Here is a 17,033-nt window from a genome sequence, read left to right as displayed (position 1 = left end):
GACTAAGGGATAGAATCCCTCACTCGGTCCCCAAGGGCCGCTCTCCCGCAAACAGCGGAGCATGGCTGGTGAGAAGGTCGACGATGCGGTCGATGACGATGCGTACCTCGCGGCGGTGCCGGTCGTCGTTGTGCATGACGACCCATTGGCCCTCGCGCAGGTCGGCGATCTCCTCGCCCGCCCGTTCCAGAAGTGGGTCACGGTCGCCTGCGAAGCAAGGAAGCACGCCCTTGCCGACGCCGGAGCGGATCAGGTCATAGAGTGTGCGCGGCGTGTTCGCCCAGGCGACGACTGAAAGTCCCTTCTGCTCCGCAACCCACCGCGCCGAGCGTGTTGAGATGTCCTCCGGCGCGATCGCCACCCAGTCTTCGCGTCCCGGCCGCGGATGGTTGCGCGCCCGGAAAGGCGCCTGCGCCACCTCTCCCGTTCTGCGCGCGGCCAGATTGGCGCTCTCGGGAGCATGGTTCCTGATGCCGATCTCGACCTCGCGGTGGCCGATGTCGAGCTTCGCTTCGGTCGTCTTGAAGGCAATGCGAAAATTGTCGTCCGGCGTCCACAGGCGTGAGAAATTGGCGGCGAAGAAATTGGCTGTCCACGTGCCGGCGGAGATACGCACGACGGGCCGGGCGCCCTCGGCGGCGAGCCATTCGCCGATCGGCCGGGCACTCGCTTCCATCGCCTGGGCACGCTGAAAAAGCGCTTCCCCATCGGGTGTCAGCGCATAGCCCGTCTGCCGGCGCACGAAGAGCGGCCTTCCCGCCGCCTCCTCCAGCGCCAGCATGCGTCGACCTACCGTGGCCGGGCTCAAACCCGCCTCAGCGGCCGCAGGCGACAATCCGCCGCCACGCGCCACGCCGATGAAAATGCGCAGGTCGTCCCAACTCAGGCTTTTCATGGTTGAAAAAGATAGTGCGGAATCGAAGCCTGATAAAGGGAAATGGCATCTTTATTCTCCGCTCATGAAAAACAGCAGGAGAAAACACCATGGATTATGTGAGCGGATGGGTTCTTAGCCACCACGTTTGGGCGATGCAGCAGCTGGAGAGGCGGTCCTATGACGACTATATCGTCCAGTACAGGCCAAGTCGGGTGATGCAGGGCGCGCGGCGTCTCGGCAGGTTCATCAGACGACATCGATGACGACATTGCCAACGACATCGCCGCTTTCCACGGCCTCGTGGGCATCGGCAATCTGGTCGAGCCGGAAGCGCGCGCCGGTCATGTGCCGAAGCGCACCCTGCCGCAGCATCCCAGTAAGTTGCGCGATGGCCTCGGCGCGCTCCTCGGGCAAGAGCTCGTAGACCAGGAAGAACTGCAACGTGAGGCTGCTCCACAGCATGGTCGGGAAGGACAGCGGAATGTCACCGGCGACGTTCGAGCCATAGCAGACAATCTTTCCATGCGGCGCCACGAGACCATCGGCGACGAGCGCTACGGTAGACGAGAGATCCATGTCGATCACGCCGTCAACACCCTTGCCGCCGGTCAGGTCCTTCGCCACCTTGGCGACGTCCTTCGCCTTATAGTCGATGACGAAGTCCGCCCCGGCCTCGCGTGCAAGGGCGGCGCGCTCGGCCGAGGCCGTACCCAGCACGCGCGCGCCGGCCGCCTTCGCCATCTGCACCGCATAATAGGCGACGGAGGAGCCGGCACCGGTGATGAGCAGCGTCCTGCCGCCGATGTTCCCGTGCAGCCGCACGGCTTGGACAGCCGTCAGCGCCGGAATGCCGAAACAGGCGCCGGTGGCATAGTCGACGCCTTCCGGCAGAGGCACGGCTTGCTCGGAGGGCAGACAGATGAACTCGGCCGCCGTGCCAAACGGGCGCTTCCACTGCCCGTTCCACACCCACACGCGCTCGCCGATCCGTGCGTGCGCCACGCCTTGGCCGACCGCATCGATCTCGCCGGCGCCGTCGCTGTGCGGAATGATGCGCGGGGCGATCAGCGCGCGGCCGCGGCGGCTCTTGACGTCCGAGGGGTTGACGCCGGAGGCATAGAGCCGCACGCGCACTTCGCCCGCGCCGGGTTCGGGCGTTGCCATCTCGCCCACATCCAGCACCGCGCGCGCCGGCCCGTTCTTCTCATACCAGGCTGCTTTCATGGTGTATTTCCTCCGCCGCGGAAATTTGTAGCAGACTGGCGCGGGATGAACAGGCCTGAGCCGGCGGATCGACAGCGGTGGTGGAGGGATCGTTACCCGCTTTAAGTGCCGGCTCCCCCGAGGCATGTCGAGAAATTTTCACGCTTGTCGCACTGCGAAAACGAAAATAGGCTTGTTACAAAAGCCGGTCGGCCCGGGCGGGAAGACAGGCCGAAAGAAGCCGAAAATGGGAGTCTTGTTCATGATACGCAAAGCCGCTCTGCTTTCCGCCGTGACCATCGCCGCGGCGGCGCTTGCGACAAGTGCCGCGGCGCAGGACCGCGTGGTAAACGTCTACAATTGGTCCGACTATATCGACGAATCGATCCTCGAGGACTTCACCGCTGAGACCGGTATCGAGGTCGTCTATGACGTCTTCGATTCCAACGAGATCCTGGAAACAAAGCTGCTCGCCGGCGGCACGGGCTACGATGTGGTGGTACCCTCGGGCGAATTCCTTGGCCGGCAGATCCAAGCGGGCGTATTTCAGAAACTGGATAAATCCAAGCTCACCAACATCGACAATGTCTGGGACATGATTGCCGAGCGCACGGAGAAGTACGATCCCGAAAATGCCTATTCGGTCAATTACATGTGGGGCACAACCGGCATCGGCTACAACGTGGCCAAGGTTGAGGAAGCGCTCGGCACCGACAGGATCGATTCATGGGAGGTAGTCTTCAATCCTGACATGATCTCCAAGCTGGCGGATTGCGGCATCCATATGCTCAACGCGCCAGCGGAGATGGTGCGTGCGGCATTGAATCACCTCGGCCTCGACCCCGATAGCCGCGATCCGGCCGATCTAGAGAAGGCGGAGGAACTACTGCTTGCCGTGCGGCCGTATGTGCGTAAATTCCATTCCTCCGAATATATCAATGCCCTCGCCAACGGTGACATCTGCCTTGCTGTCGGCTGGTCAGGCGACGTCTTCCAGGCGCGCGATCGCGCGGCCGAGGCCGGCCAAGGCGTCGAGATCGCCTACGCCATCCCGAAGGAGGGGGCGCAGATGTGGTTCGATCAGATGGCCATTCCCGCCGATGCGCAGCACCTCGAGGAGGCGCACGAGTTCATAAACTATATCCTGCGCCCCGAAGTCATCGCCAAAGCGTCGAACTATGTCTTCTACGCCAACGGCAACAAGGCCTCTCAGGAACTGCTCGATGAAGAGGTGATCGACGATCCGGCCGTCTACCCGGACGAAGCGGTTCTCGAAAAGCTCTATACGACATTGCCCTACGATCCGCGAACACAGCGCCTCGTTACGCGGCTGTGGACCAGGGTTGTCACAGGACAGTAGCCTCGGCGAGCACCGGTCCGGCGCTACATGCCGGGCCGGCCGCAGCTTTTTCGACGGGCAGAAGGCGGAAGCGGGATGGCATCGCTTGGCAGCACGCGAAGGACGTTCGCTCCGTGGGCTGATCCGGCGGCGAAGCCCTATATCCGTTTCGAGAACGTAACTAAGCGCTTCGGCGACTTCACCGCCGTCGACGATCTGTCGCTGACGATCTACGAGCGCGAGTTCTTTGCCCTCCTCGGCGCCTCCGGCTGCGGTAAGACCACGCTTCTGCGCATGCTGGGCGGCTTTGAGCAGCCGACCTCCGGCCGCATCTTCCTCGACGGGCAGGACATGAAGGGTATCCCGCCCTACCGCCGGCCCGTCAACATGATGTTCCAATCCTACGCTCTCTTCCCGCACATGACCGTGGAAGCAAACATCGCCTTCGGTCTGAAGCAGGACGGCATGCCGAAGCCGCAGATCGCCGAGCGCGTCGGCCAGATGTTAAAGCTGGTCAAGCTCGAGCAGTTCGCCAAGCGCAAGCCGCAGCAGCTTTCCGGCGGACAGCGCCAGCGCGTGGCGCTCGCCCGTTCGCTGGCCAAGCGGCCCAAGGTGCTGCTGCTCGACGAGCCGTTGGCTGCCCTCGACAAGAAGCTGCGTGAGGAAACGCAGTTCGAGCTGGTGGACCTGCAGTACGAGCTTGGCCTCACCTTCATCGTCGTCACCCATGACCAGGAGGAGGCGATGACCATGGCCGACCGCATCGCCATCATGGACAAGGGCAAGGTACTGCAAGTGGCGACGCCGGCAGAAGTCTACGAGGCACCATCCTGCCGCTTCGTCGCCGACTTCGTTGGCTCGATCAACACCTTCGAGGGCTCGGTGACGAAGACCGGCAGCGCCGCACGCATCAGGGACAGGAGCGGGACGGAGTTTCGCGTGGCGGATGCCGGCGAGGCTGCCGCCGGCGACACGGTGTGGCTCGCTGTGCGGCCAGAAAAGCTCAGTATTTCGCGTGAGCGGCCGGCGGACGCGGCAAATGCGCTCGACGGCGAGATATGGGATATCGCCTATCTTGGCGACATGACCGTCTACAACGTCAAGCTGGACGACGGCCGCATCGTCAAGGCAAGCACTATCAACAGCATCCGCCGGCTGGAGGACGCGCTGACCTGGCATGATCGCGCCTGGGTCTCCTTCTCTGCCGATGCTGGTGTCGTCTTGACGCGGTAGGAAAAGGCAATGGTCCGGCTTTTCTCCATGATCGGCAGCCGGCTCGTCATCGCCGTGCCCTATCTATGGCTTCTGGTCTTCTTCCTCGTTCCCTTCTTTATCGTCTTCAAGATATCGCTGTCGCAGACGACGATCGCCATGCCGCCTTATCTGCCGGTATTTGGCTTGGAGGAGGGGATCTCCGGCTTCATCCGCAACCTGCGTGACCTGTCCTTCGAAAACTACCTGTGGCTTTTTCAAGACGCGCTCTACGTGAACGCCTATCTGTCGAGCCTCGTCATCGCAGCCGTCTCGACACTGCTTACACTTTTGGTTGGCTACCCGATCGCCTACGGCATGGCGCGCGCACCGGCCACCCTCCGCCCGCTGCTTCTGATGTTGATCATCCTGCCTTTCTGGACGAGTTTCCTGATCCGCGTTTATGCGTGGATCGGCATCCTGAAGCCGGAAGGGCTGCTCAACCAGTTTCTCTTCGCCCTTGGCGTCATCGACGAGCCGCTTATCATCCTCAACACGACGAGCGCGGTCTATATCGGCATTGTCTATTCCTACCTCCCCTTCATGGTTCTGCCTCTTTATGCGGCCCTCGAGAAGATGGACTATTCCCTGATCGAGGCGGCGCAGGATCTCGGCTGTCCGCCGCTGGCAGCTTTCTGGAAGATAACCTTCCCGCTTTCGGCTCCCGGTGTCATCGCAGGTTGCATGCTGGTCTTCATCCCTGCCGTCGGTGAGTTCGTGATCCCCGATCTCCTTGGCGGCTCGCGCACGCTGATGATCGGCAAGACCCTGTGGGACGAGTTCTTCTTCAATCGCGACTGGCCGGTCTCTTCCGCGGTGGCCGTGGTCCTGCTCCTCATCCTCGTCGTGCCTATCGCGTATTTCCAGCGCGCCCAGGCCCGCGCCCGGGAACAGGAGAGCTGACATGGCCGGCACCTGGGGACGTTTCAACGTTGTAGCCCTCGCTCTTGGCTTCGCCTTTCTCTATCTGCCCATCGTCCTCCTCGTAATTTACTCCTTCAACGAGTCGCGGTTGGTCACCGTCTGGGCTGGCTTCTCGACCAAGTGGTACGTCGCCATGCTCAACAACCGCGGTTTGATGGACGCGGCCTGGGTGACGGCGCGCGTCGCCTTCCTCTCGGCCACCATCGCCACCGTCTTCGGCACGATGGCAGCAGTGGCACTCACCCGCTACACCCGCTTTCGCGGGCGGCTGCTCTTTTCCGGAATAGTCTTTGCGCCTCTCGTCATGCCGGAGGTCATCACCGGGCTATCCTTGTTGCTCCTTTTTGTGGCTATCAACTTCGACCGCGGCTTTGCCACTGTCACCATTGCCCACATCACCTTCTCCATGTGCTTCGTCGCCGTCGTTGTGCAATCGCGGCTCATCACCTTCGACAAGTCACTGGAAGAGGCAGCGCTGGATTTAGGTGCAACGCCGGTCAAGGCGTTCTTTCAGGTCACGCTGCCGGTCATCCTGCCGGCCGTCATCGCCGGTTGGATGCTGGCTTTCACGCTGTCGCTCGACGACCTGGTGATCGCCAGCTTCACTTCGGGGCCGGGTGCCACGACACTGCCGATGAAAATCTACAGCCAGGTGCGACTGGGCGTGACACCGGAAATCAACGCCGTCAGCACCGTTCTCATCGGCGTCGTAACGGTGGGCGTCATTGTGGCTTCGCTGGTGAACAAGCGGCAGGAGGTGCTGCGGCAGAGGGAGGCAGAGATAGGGTAGGGCACAGCAGGAAGACGATGTGACCGACCCCCATTGCCTTACTGCCTGCTCATCTCCCCTCCCTAGCGGGCGAAAGGAACGAAGCAATGAAGGGCGTGCTCCAGGAGCCGCCGACGAAGAACGTCAGTGGCGACTCAAACCGCGGATCTGCACCATCGAGCGATGAGAGCGTGCCGTAGAGGGCCAGGCCGCGGCTGGCGAAGGGTACCAAGCCGTCGAGCGCGATCCGGTGTTGCCCCGAAAATGCTTCCGCCTGGTCGATCCTTGCAACGCCCTTGGAAAGGGTCGCCTTGATCTCGGCGCGGCTGATCGGCAGGGCACCTTCGCCCATTGCCCCGAGTGGGAAGAAATCGCCCTCCTCACTGCGCTGGAGGAAAGTTTCCAGGCTGAGGCCTGGGACGCTGCCGGCGCCGAAAGTCGCCGAAACGCTCCCCTCCGCCGTCTCCAAAACGGTGTCGAGGTTGTTCCCGGTGCCCTTCAGCACCACCGAGAGCGTGCCACGCGCCTGCGGAACGAGTTGCTTGACCTCGAACGTCTGGGCAAGCTGGGCCACGTCGACCTCTTCGCCACGCATGCGGATTTCGACCACTTCGCTCCCGCCGGTCCGGTCGGCTCGCACACCGAGCTGGATTGTGCCGCCAAAGGCCGTCGCGTCTGAAATGTCGAAAGTTGACAGACCGTCCTTTACCTTCACTGCGGCGGCGACATCGGCGAGATTGGCAGCGTTGAAACGAGCGTTTGCCGCGGAGAAGCGGAGGTCGAAGTCGTAACCCCTCGGGTTCATTGACGGCGGCGCCCCTCCCACTGGCGGCGTGTCGGGGGAAAACGGACTGAAGGTATCATAGAGCGCGTGAAGGTTAAGCGTGTCGAAGGCAAGCGTACCGACAACGCTCGGCCGCCCCGGCCCTAGGCTCACGTCCAGCAGACCCTTGCCCGTACTGTTATCGAGACCAAGGGTCGCATCCTCGAACTTCAGTCGGCTCATATCGCCCGTCACGCGGGCGGCGACGGTGACTGGGCCGACGCGGGTTCCTGGCAGAGAGACGGAATGCGTCCACTCCACCAAACGGTTGAGCGAAGGTGCGGAGAAATCAAGCTGACCGTCGACGAAATTCTTTCCGGAAAAGTTGGCAATGCCCGAGAAGGAGGCCGTTGCCGGCGTGGACGTCAGTGAGAAGTTGACCGGCGCGCTGCCGCCGCCGAGGAGTACCAGCGGTTGACTGCTTGCCGCTTCCAGTGTGACGTTCTCGCCGCGCCAGATGCCCTTCGCTGAGAGCGAGGCTTGCCGGTTCAGCGCCGGCCAGTTGAATACACCCGCCAGGCTGGTGACGATGTCCCGGCTGCGCCCGCCAACGCGCGTGGTGATCCGTGCGTCGACGAACTCCACCTCGCCGAAGGTGTCGGACGGCAGGGCGCTGGTGTCGGGCTCAGTGGGTGCAGCGGAGACTACCCCCCGCGCCGCAGTCACGGAACGCGAGAGCCTGCCCCAGCTCTGCGGCGGCGTCAGGCGCAACGCGCCCTCCCGTCCGCGCAGGCGCAGGACGGGTTGGATGAGCCGCATTTTCGTGAAGACGATTTCGCCCCTGAGCGCTGCCAGCGCCGACAGGTCGACCTGAACCTGCTCTGCCTCGAGCACCGGCTGCGGGTTGGCTTCGCTCCAGTCGGAAAGGGACACTTCATGGAGCACGGCGCGGAAGGGCCAGACGCGGATGTCCGGCGTGTCGCCCAGCTGCACGCGGTAGCCACTCCACGCGCTCATCTGATAGGCGATGCCGTCGCGGACGATCTGCGTTGAGGCAACAAGCGGCAGCCCGATCACGAAGAGGGTGACCAGGACCACAACAACGCCGGCGGCCCAAACGCCTTTTCTCGCCAACGGTACCGGCATATTTCCTCGTCAGGTGAGCCGAAACGGTCCCGCCCCCGCTTCCCAAGGAGGGTTTAAACGACGGGCCTTTTATTTCAAGCCTTTGTAACTGGGTTTAACTGTCACGTGCTTGCCCCTTCCGTGAGCCAGGGGCATAACCGGCACAACGAGGAGGATCGCCATGCAGCAAGAAAAGCCGTTGTGGATACCGTCTGCCGAGCGGCTTCGGCGCGCGCCGATGTCGATCTTCATGGAGGCGGCGGCGAGAGCGTCGGGCCGACCGATCGCTGATTTCGATTCGCTCCACCGCTGGTCCGTGGAGGAGCGGGAGGCATTCTGGCCGCTGGTTTGGGACTTCTGCGGCATCGTCGGCGAACGAGGGGAGCGGGTGCTGGTCGACGGTGAAAAGATGCCGGGCGCCTCCTTCTTCCCCAACGCGAAGCTCAATTTCGCCGAGAACCTTATGAAGAGAACCGGCGCGGGAGATGCCATTGTCTTTCGTGGAGAGGACAAGGTGGAGCGGCGCCTTTCCTGGGACGAGTTGCGCGCCCTCGTCTCGCGCCTGCAGCAGCTTTTCAGGGCGGAGGGCGTGAAACCCGGCGACCGCATCGCCGCCATGATGCCGAACATGCCGGAGACGGTCGCTGCGATGCTGGCCGCCGCCTCGCTGGGCGCTATCTGGTCGTCCTGCTCGCCCGATTTCGGGGCCCGCGGTGTGCTCGACCGCTTCGGCCAGATCGAGCCGGTGTTCTTCATCGCGCCGGATGGCTACTGGTACGGCGGCAAGCGTTTGGAGGTGGCGGAGAAGACGAAAGAGATCCTCGCAGCACTTCCCAGCGTGAGGAAGGCGCTCATCGTCGACTATCTGGGCAAGGCGCGTGAAGCGGCCGCGAGCATCGAGAACGCTGAAGTGCTGGGGGACGCGCTTACGCTCTATGAGCCGGCGGAGATCGCCTACGAGCGGCTGCCCTTTGCGCATCCGCTCTACATCCTATTTTCCTCCGGCACGACCGGTGTCCCGAAATGTATCGTCCATTCGGCCGGCGGCACGCTGATCCAGCACCTGAAGGAGCAGCGCCTGCATGCGGGCCTTGAGGACGGCGACCGCTTCTTTTACTTCACGACCTGCGGCTGGATGATGTGGAACTGGCTAGTCTCGGGGCTCGCCTCCGGCGCCACACTCCTCCTCTACGACGGCTCGCCGTTCTATCCCGACGGCAATACGTTGTTCGACTTCGCCGAGGCCGAGAAGATGACCTATTTCGGCACGTCGGCGAAGTTCATCGACGCCGTGCGCAAGGCGGGGCTGGAGCCGGCTACGTCGCACGACCTCGAAAGCGTCCGCGTCCTCTCGTCGACCGGCTCGCCCCTGGCGCCGGAGAACTTCGAGTTCGTCTACCGCGGAATTAAGGAGGACGTGCATCTGGCGTCCATTTCCGGCGGCACCGACATCGTCTCCTGCTTCGTGCTTGGTGTACCCTTGCTGCCGGTTTGGGTGGGCGAGATTCAGGGGGCCGGCCTCGGCATGGCCGTCGACGTGTGGGATGACGCAGGGCGCCCGCTCAAAAGCGGCAAGGGTGAGCTCGTGTGTACTAAGGCGTTTCCCTCCATGCCAATCGGCTTCTGGAACGATCCGGATGGCGAGAAGTACCGCAGCGCCTATTTCGACCGCTTCGACAATGTGTGGTGCCATGGCGATTTCGCCGAGTGGACGGGTCATGGGGGCATCGTCATCCACGGCCGCTCGGACGCCACGCTCAATCCCGGCGGTGTGCGCATCGGCACAGCGGAGATCTACAATCAGGTCGAGCAGCTGCCGGAGATCCTGGAGGCGCTCTGCATCGGTCAGGAGTGGGAAGACGACGTGCGGGTGGTGCTATTCGTGCGGCTTGCCGAGGGGGTGACACTCGACGCGGCGCTCGAGAAGACAATCCGCGACAAGATCAGGACCGGCGCCAGTCCACGCCACGTGCCGGCGAGGATCGTCGCCGTGAAGGACATCCCGCGCACCAAGTCGGGCAAGATCACTGAGCTCGCGGTGCGCGATGTGGTGCATGGCCGCCAGGTGAAGAACAAGGAGGCGTTGGCCAACCCTGAAGCGCTGGAGCTTTTCCGCGATCTGCCGGCGCTCAAGGGTTAACGAATGCTTGCGACGAAATTTACCGAGATTTCAGGGTTGGTACACTCGGTTAAAATTTCGTGCGCACCAGTAAGGTCTTGTTAATGAATGATACCAATAGTCGTGGGCAACTTGTCGGACCAGCCGTGTCAGTGCGGCCCGAGAGTTTGCCAAGCCCTGTTTTGACAGCACCCAATTCAACTCTACAGCGCCCCTTTTGGGGCGCTTCTTTTATGGCCTTCATGTTCACGCATCCCGGTCGCGCATCAAGGGGCCGGAAAGCAGGATGACCGGCACTATGGCCGTGGCGATGATAAGCAGAGCGGCCATGGCGCCTTCTTCCACCGCGCCGCGCGAGGCATTTTCGTAGACGTAAGTCGCCAGCGTGTTGAACCCGAAGGGGCGTAAGAGGATGGTCGCCGAAAGCTCCTTCACCGTGTCAACAAAGACGAGGATGCCGGCGGTGAAGATGGCCGGTTTCAAGAGCGGCAGCAGGATCGTGGCCGCGCTGGCCAGCGCCGAGCGGCCGAGGCTGCGTGCTGCCTCGTCGAGATTCGGCGGAAGCTTCTCCAGCCCCGCCTGCACGGCGCCTTCGGCAAGCGCCAGGAAGCGGATGGCGCAGGCAAGCACCACTGCCGCGGCCGAGCCTGTAAGGAGCAGGCCGGTGGACAATCCCAGATATTCGCGCGCCAACCCGTCGATGAAATTATCGAACCGTGCCAGCGATATGAGCAAGCCGAGCGCCAGGATGGTGCCAGGCATTGCGTAGCCGATGGTGGCGAAGCGCACCAGGAGCATCATTCGGCGCGTGCGCACCAGCCGCGCCGCATAAAGCAGGAGGAGGGCGACGGCGATGGCCAGGATAGCTGTCGCGAGTGCCGTGCCGATGCTGGTTATCAGCGCTTCCGCCAGGGCTGGCTCAGCGAGCCGGTGCAGCCGGTTCAGCGCGTAGCGCCCGAAGACTGCGAGTGGGATACCGAATCCGGCGAGGATGGGAACGAGCGCAACAGCGAAGGCGCCACTCGCCCGCCATCCGGAAAGCGCGATACGCGGCGGTCGTACCTTCATCTGCGTTCCGCGTGCCGAATGAAAGCGTTGCTTGCGGCGCGCCATCTGCTCGGCCGTCAGCAGAAGGAAGACGAGGAACAGCATGACGACCGCGATTTGCGCCGCTCCCTCAAGGCTGCCCCGGTTGAGCCAGGTGGAATAGATCGCCAGCGTCAGCGTGCGCACACCCAGATACTGCACGGCGCCGAAATCGTTGACCGTCTCCATCAGCACCAACGCAACGCCGGCGACGATAGCCGGCCGCGCGACGGGCAAGAGCACCCGCCAGAAGACACGAGCGGGCCCAGCCCCCAGTGTGCGCGCTACATCGGCGATGTTACGCCCCTGCATGACGAAGACGACCCGCGCCGTCAGATAGACGTAGGGGAAGGTGACGGAGGTCATGACAATGGCCGCGCCCGCCGTGGTGCGGATATCGGGAAACCAGTAGTCGCCGGGCCTAGTGAAACCGAATAGGGACCTAATCGCCGTCTGCACCGGCCCCACATAGTGGAAGAACTCGCCGAAAGCGTAGGCGGCAAGATAGGGCGGCACGGCGAGCGGCAGCACCAGCGCCCATGCGAAGGTGCGGCGAAAGGGAAACTCGTAGGCCACCACGAGCCATGCGCAGCCCACGCCCACGATACTGCTGCCGAACGCCACCAGAGCGAGTAGAACGAACGTCGTCCTCACCGATTGCGGTAGCACGTAGCGCGCCAGATGCGGCCAGTCAGCACCGGTGCCGGAGAAAGCCATGACGATGACGGCGACGATCGGCAGGAGAACGGCGGCGGCGACAAGGGCGGTCACGACAAGCGCCGCGGGATGGCGCTGCCGGCGTGTTTTGCCCTTGCCTGCGGTGGGCGGGGAAAGCGGCGCCTTGAGGATGAAGCTGCTCATCGGATGCCGAGTGGTCTAAATGCGAGAGCCGGACCGGTCGTCCCGGTCCGGCTCTCTGTTTTGGCAGTCAGCCGCCGCCTCAGCTGGCCGGGCCGTCGTCAAGGCCGACACGGTCGACCATCTCGGAGGCTGCCTTGCGGTGCTTGGCGACGTCTGCAAGCGGCAGCGTGTCTGGCTTGATCTCGCCGAATGACTGCACAGTCTCGGAGACCTCCGCGTCCGGCAGAACCGGGTACTCATAGTTCTTCTCGGCGTAGATGGCCTGAGCCTCGGGGCTCGTCAGGAATTCCATCAGCTTGATGGCGTTATCCTTGTTCGGCGCGTTCTTGGCCAGCGCCATGCCGGAGATGTTCACGTGGGTGCCGCGATCCTGGGAGTTGGGGAACAGCACCTTGATGGCTTCCGCCCACTCCTTCTGCTCCGGCTCCTCGTCGTTGTTCATCATCAGGCCGACATAGTAGGTGTTGCCGAGGCCGAGATCGCACTCACCGGCATAGATGGCCTGCGCCTGGCCGCGGTCGTTGCCGCCGGGCTTGCGCGCCAGGTTCTCCTTCAGGCCCTTCATCCACTCTTCGGCTTCAGCCTCGCCGTGATGGGCGATCATGGAGGCGAACAGGGCAATGTTGTACTGGTGCTGGCCGCTGCGCATGCAGATCTTGCCCTTCCACTTGGGATCAGCCAGCTCCTCATAGGTGATCGTGTCCTGCTCGACGCGATCCTTGGAAGCGTAGATCACGCGCCCGCGCGTCGTCACGCCGAACCAGTGACCCTCCGGGTCCCGGTACTGGGCGGGAATGGCTTCGTTGATGACGTCGTTCTCGACCGGCTGGGTGACGCCCGCATCGACCACGGCGGCGAGCCGGCCGATATCGACGGTCAGGATGACGTCGGCGGGGGAGTTCTCGCCCTCGGCGGCGATACGCTCGGGCAGACCCTCGTCGAGGTGAAGCACCTCGGCCTCAATTCCGGTTTCTTCCGTGAAGGCATCCAGCAACGGCTGGATCAGGAAGGGCTGACGCTGTGAATAGATATTCACCGTCCCTTCGGCCTGTGCCGTAAGCGGAAGCAGCGAAGCGCCAGCGGCGACGGAGAGGGCCGCCAGACCCGCTTTCAGCTTGGAGGAAGTGTCAAACATCATCGTTCTCCTGAACACCGGGAGACAAGGTCCCGGCAAGAGGTTTCAAACCGTGCGGAGGGACTACCGCTCCGCAGCTCATCTAATGAGGGAAACCCGTTTTTGGGTCAAGGGAAAGGCAACAAAATCAGTAGTTTAGAATAATTCTAAACTGCGATTGTCAGGTTATCGACTGCCGACGTCAATCCGCTAGCACCCGCGTGGGCGGGAAGGTGATCTCCACCAGCGTGCCTTCGCCGGGCCTCGAGGTAATGGTGAACTGTGCCCTGTTGGCTTCGACCATGGCTCTCGTCAGCGGCAGGCCAAGCCCAGTGCCGTCGCCGCGCTTGCGGCGCAAGGTGTTGATCTGCTTGAAGGGTTTCAGCGCCTCATCGATCTCGGCGGAGCTCATGCCCACGCCCGTATCGCGCACCCGCATGACAACAGAACCGTCCGTGTCGTAGGCGGTGGAAACGATCACCTGGCCGCCCGCCGGCGTGTAGCGCACGGCGTTCGACAGAATATTGAGCGCGATCTGACGCACGCTTCTCAAGTCGGCGACGACGTCGGGCAGCCGCGAGGCGAAGCTGGAGCGGATGATGACGCGCTCGCTGTTGGCCTGCGGCTGCATCATGGCGACCACCTCGCCCAGCGTCTCGTTGAGCGGCACCGCCTCGTACTGCATCTCCTGCTGTCCGGCCTCTATCTTGGAGATATCCAGTAGGTCGTTGACGAGGTCGAGTACGTGGTTGCCCGAACGGTTGATGTCGCGCAGGTAGTCGCGGTAGCGCTCATTGCCGATGGGGCCGAATTTCTCGTCGATCATCAGCTCGGAAAAGCCGATGATCGCGTTGAGCGGCGTGCGTATTTCGTGGCTGACGCGGGCGAGAAACTCGCTCTTCTGCGAAGAGGCGCGTTCGGCCTGCGCGCGCGCCTGGGTCAGCTCCTCCTCGGCGCGCTTCCAATGGGTGATGTCGCGCAAGACGGCGCAGTAGCCGCTTTGGTTCGGCAGGCGGCCGATGGTGATGAAGAGCGGGATGAAGCGACCCTGCGCCTCCCGTCCGATCACCTGCCGGCCGTCATTCAAGACGCTCGCCACGCCGTTATCTGCAAGGGCGGTGAGATAGTCCTGCACCGTGCGTTGGCTCTCGATGGCGAAAAGCGAGCTGAAAGGCTTGCCCGTCACATGCTCGGCATCGAAGCCGAACAATGCCTCCGCCGGCCGGTTTATGGAGCGAATGGTGCCGTCGTCGGCGATGACTGCAATGCCGTCCGTTGCCGTGTCGACGATGGCACGCATCTCCATGAGGCGTGCTTCGACCTCGTCGGCATCCTCGGCTCGGGACGCGACGCCCTCCCGCGCCGGGCGCAGCGCCAGCATCAGCGCCTTTCCATTCTCCCAGGGCATCGACTGCAGATGCGCCTCCACGGGCACGTCCGTGCCTTGTGCAGTGGTCAGCCGAAGGGCGCGGCTCGGCGCCTCCTCGGCGCCGTCCTGCGGCTCCTCGAACAGCGCACCGATGCCACCGGCGGCCTCGAGTGCGGCAAGATCCTCGTACCCGGTGAAGGTGAAAAACTCCCGGTTTGCATAGTGCAGCCGGTCGCCCGAATGGATGAGGATGGGCAGCGGCAGATGCGTCAGAAGGCCAGTATCTGTGGCTTTCTCCCGGCGCTCGGGGGCAGGGTGGGCAAAAGCCGAGGGGATGAAATCGGGCGGTGGCGTCTTCTGCTCTTCGTCAGGCTCGGCCGCCTGCTTCTGCACCTCCTCCGTCGCGGCGTCCGCGGTTGCCTCGGGCGCTAGCCTCGTCTCCCGCGCCGCGGTAATCGCCTCCGGAGCGGGAGCTTCCTCCGCCGCTTTCGGTTCCTCCGCGTCGCTCACTTCCGCAGCCCGCGCGGCGGCCGCCTCACTGGCTCGCCGCAGCCGTTCACCGATCTCGCGAAAGGCGGTGCGTTCGGAGGCCGAAAGGCGCGTATCCCGCGTATCCTCACGGTGCTCGGCGAGGCGAATGACCTTGTCCGTGGTGGGCCGCTCCGGACCGTCGGAGATGCTGATGGCCGGCGTCTCGCCCAGGAAAGGGTCGGTCGTGGCCTCAGCAGGCGCTTCCTCCGTCGCCAAATCCCGTGGCTCGCCGTGTTCCGCTGAGGGCGGCAGATCCTCAGGTTTCTCTTCCGGGGCGGAAGACGTGAGCGCCAAGCCGATCTTTTCCGGGTCGACCTCCGCCTCGCTCAGCCGGGCGATGCCGAAGCCGCGGAAACCTTCGAAGGTGTGCCCACGTCCGTAGACGGGCAGGGCGGCGAGATCGACAGGCACCTTCAGTTCGGTACCCGAGAGCGGCCACATGACCGTGCGGCCCGACCACGTGTCGCGCCGCTCCAGAAGGCGGGCGATGGAACCAGTCGGGTCCAACCCGAAGGCATTGGAGACCTCACGGAAGCTGCGGCCGATTATATCGGCGGCGGGGGCGCCCATGGCTTCAGCGAAGCCCTCCGAAATGGCCGAGAAGCGCCCTTCCTCGTCGGTGCGCCAGGCGAAACGGACCGTCCGTGCGGCGTGCGTTTCGCTCTCGGGGCGGCTTTCCGTGCTGCTGTGCTCCGCAGCAGCACGGGGCTCCTCGGCAACGGGTGCGGCGACCGGCTCTTCCGGCTCTGCCGCGACCGGCTCGGGCTCCTCCGCTTGCAACGCTTCCGGTGTGCTCTCGGCGACGTCTTCGTCTTCCACCGCCAATCCGACAGCGGTGGGGCCCTCGTCGACCACGACCAGCAAATGGGTGGCAGGTGCGTCGGTAAGGCGGGCGATGCCGGCGGGAAACGGGTGCGCGCCGGCGATCGGCTTCTTGACCAGCCGGTCTTCTTCTCCGTGCACCTCCTCGACCAGCGCCCTCAGCGTGTCCGCTGTGATACCCAGAGCCTCGAATCCCTCGGATGCCGCCGCCACATTGCCTTCCGCGTCCAGGAGGGCGGCGAAGTGGCCGGGTTCGTCGAAACCGGCGACGATTCGCTCCGCCTGTTCCTTCTCCATGGCGTCTTTCGTTACCGGTGAGGGAAGGGCTAGAAGCAGCGCCTTCTCCCCGCGCGGCAAAGCGATCGCAGTTGCCTGCAAGGAGACGATCCGGCTCTTCAGCCCGCCGGCTAGCCTGAGGGCAAGCGGCCGGTCGCGGCCGATATCGGGAAAGCCCGGCGCGGCCGCAACCTGCCGCAGTGCCACGGCCGGAAGCCGTGGTGCGTTGCCGATCGCTGCCTCTATATCGGGATAGCCGAGCCATGCCGCACCGGCACCGTTGGCCCAGACGATCTCCGCCAGGTCGACCGACAGCACCGCCAGCGCGTCGCCGGCGGCGAAGCGCTCACGCACCTCGTCGAGGACCGCTATGTCGAGGAACGAGTACGCCGACGCCATTCAGATCGAACCATTTCCGCTGGTGAGCCCCAAGATTAACCAGTCGTTAGTAATAAGAGCACGGTAAGCGCACGTCCACAAACCCTGCATTTGTCGACAGCTTCAATTTGCCCGTTGGTTAATCCCCGCCTATGCTCTCCGTTTGCTGCGCCGCAACAAAAATGTTGCAATGCACAAAATGTATGCTATATTAGGTCCAAGTTCA

General features: G+C 63.5%; 11 protein-coding genes. 5 read left to right on the top strand and 6 right to left on the bottom strand.

The window, feature by feature from the left end; translation table 11 throughout:
• Positions 1 to 19: 19 nt before the first annotated feature.
• Both N5A92_RS03115 and N5A92_RS03110 read right to left on the bottom strand, forming a co-directional pair.
• The gene (locus N5A92_RS03115) at positions 20 to 895 is read right to left on the bottom strand and encodes a LysR family transcriptional regulator (RefSeq protein WP_260900376.1); all 876 of its coding nucleotides are present in this window, start codon (positions 893 to 895) and stop codon (positions 20 to 22) included.
• 228 nt (positions 896 to 1,123) lie between these two features.
• A complete protein-coding gene (locus N5A92_RS03110; protein ID WP_260900375.1) occupies positions 1,124 to 2,101 on the bottom strand; it encodes an NADPH:quinone reductase in 978 nt (325 codons plus the stop codon).
• A 241-nt stretch (positions 2,102 to 2,342) separates the two neighbouring features.
• Here N5A92_RS03110 and N5A92_RS03105 point away from each other — a divergent pair, with 241 nt between their 5' ends.
• From N5A92_RS03105 to N5A92_RS03090, 4 genes are all read left to right on the top strand, one after another.
• Positions 2,343 to 3,440 (top strand): polyamine ABC transporter substrate-binding protein, encoded by a 1,098-nt coding sequence (locus N5A92_RS03105; RefSeq protein WP_260900374.1) that lies wholly within the window; start codon positions 2,343 to 2,345, stop codon positions 3,438 to 3,440.
• 75 nt (positions 3,441 to 3,515) lie between these two features.
• Positions 3,516 to 4,652: an ABC transporter ATP-binding protein gene (locus N5A92_RS03100; RefSeq protein WP_260900373.1), complete on the top strand. Its 1,137-nt coding sequence runs from the start codon at positions 3,516 to 3,518 to the stop codon at positions 4,650 to 4,652.
• Positions 4,653 to 4,661: 9 nt separating this feature from the next.
• Positions 4,662 to 5,573: an ABC transporter permease subunit gene (locus N5A92_RS03095; protein ID WP_260900372.1), complete on the top strand. Its 912-nt coding sequence runs from the start codon at positions 4,662 to 4,664 to the stop codon at positions 5,571 to 5,573.
• Between the two features lies 1 nt (position 5,574).
• Complete coding sequence (locus N5A92_RS03090) at positions 5,575 to 6,384, top strand: ABC transporter permease (protein ID WP_260900371.1); 810 nt, start codon at positions 5,575 to 5,577, stop codon at positions 6,382 to 6,384.
• A 49-nt stretch (positions 6,385 to 6,433) separates the two neighbouring features.
• Here the strand turns inward: N5A92_RS03090 and N5A92_RS03085 are convergent, their stop codons facing one another.
• Positions 6,434 to 8,272, bottom strand: a complete 1,839-nt coding sequence (locus tag N5A92_RS03085) for an AsmA family protein (protein ID WP_260900370.1) — start codon at positions 8,270 to 8,272, stop codon at positions 6,434 to 6,436.
• Positions 8,273 to 8,432: 160 nt separating this feature from the next.
• On the opposite strand from N5A92_RS03085, the gene N5A92_RS03080 reads away from it, so the two are divergent.
• Positions 8,433 to 10,391, top strand: a complete 1,959-nt coding sequence (locus N5A92_RS03080) for an acetoacetate--CoA ligase (protein ID WP_260900369.1) — start codon at positions 8,433 to 8,435, stop codon at positions 10,389 to 10,391.
• A gap of 225 nt (positions 10,392 to 10,616) precedes the next feature.
• On the opposite strand, the gene N5A92_RS03075 is transcribed toward N5A92_RS03080, so the two are convergent.
• From N5A92_RS03075 to N5A92_RS03065, 3 genes are all read right to left on the bottom strand, one after another.
• A complete protein-coding gene (locus N5A92_RS03075; protein WP_260900368.1) occupies positions 10,617 to 12,317 on the bottom strand; it encodes an ABC transporter permease in 1,701 nt (566 codons plus the stop codon).
• Between the two features lie 79 nt (positions 12,318 to 12,396).
• Positions 12,397 to 13,452, bottom strand: coding sequence for a Fe(3+) ABC transporter substrate-binding protein (locus N5A92_RS03070; protein WP_260900367.1), 1,056 nt, complete (start codon positions 13,450 to 13,452; stop codon positions 12,397 to 12,399).
• Between the two features lie 181 nt (positions 13,453 to 13,633).
• Positions 13,634 to 16,828, bottom strand: a complete 3,195-nt coding sequence (locus N5A92_RS03065) for a PAS domain S-box protein (RefSeq protein ID WP_260900366.1) — start codon at positions 16,826 to 16,828, stop codon at positions 13,634 to 13,636.
• Between the last annotated feature and the right edge of the window lie 205 nt (positions 16,829 to 17,033).

The organism is Chelativorans salis (assembly GCF_025336525.1).
Taxonomy (GTDB): domain Bacteria; phylum Pseudomonadota; class Alphaproteobacteria; order Rhizobiales; family Rhizobiaceae; genus Chelativorans; species Chelativorans salis.
Note: the sequence above shows the minus strand (reverse complement) of the source record. Positions and strands in the feature narration are given on the sequence as shown.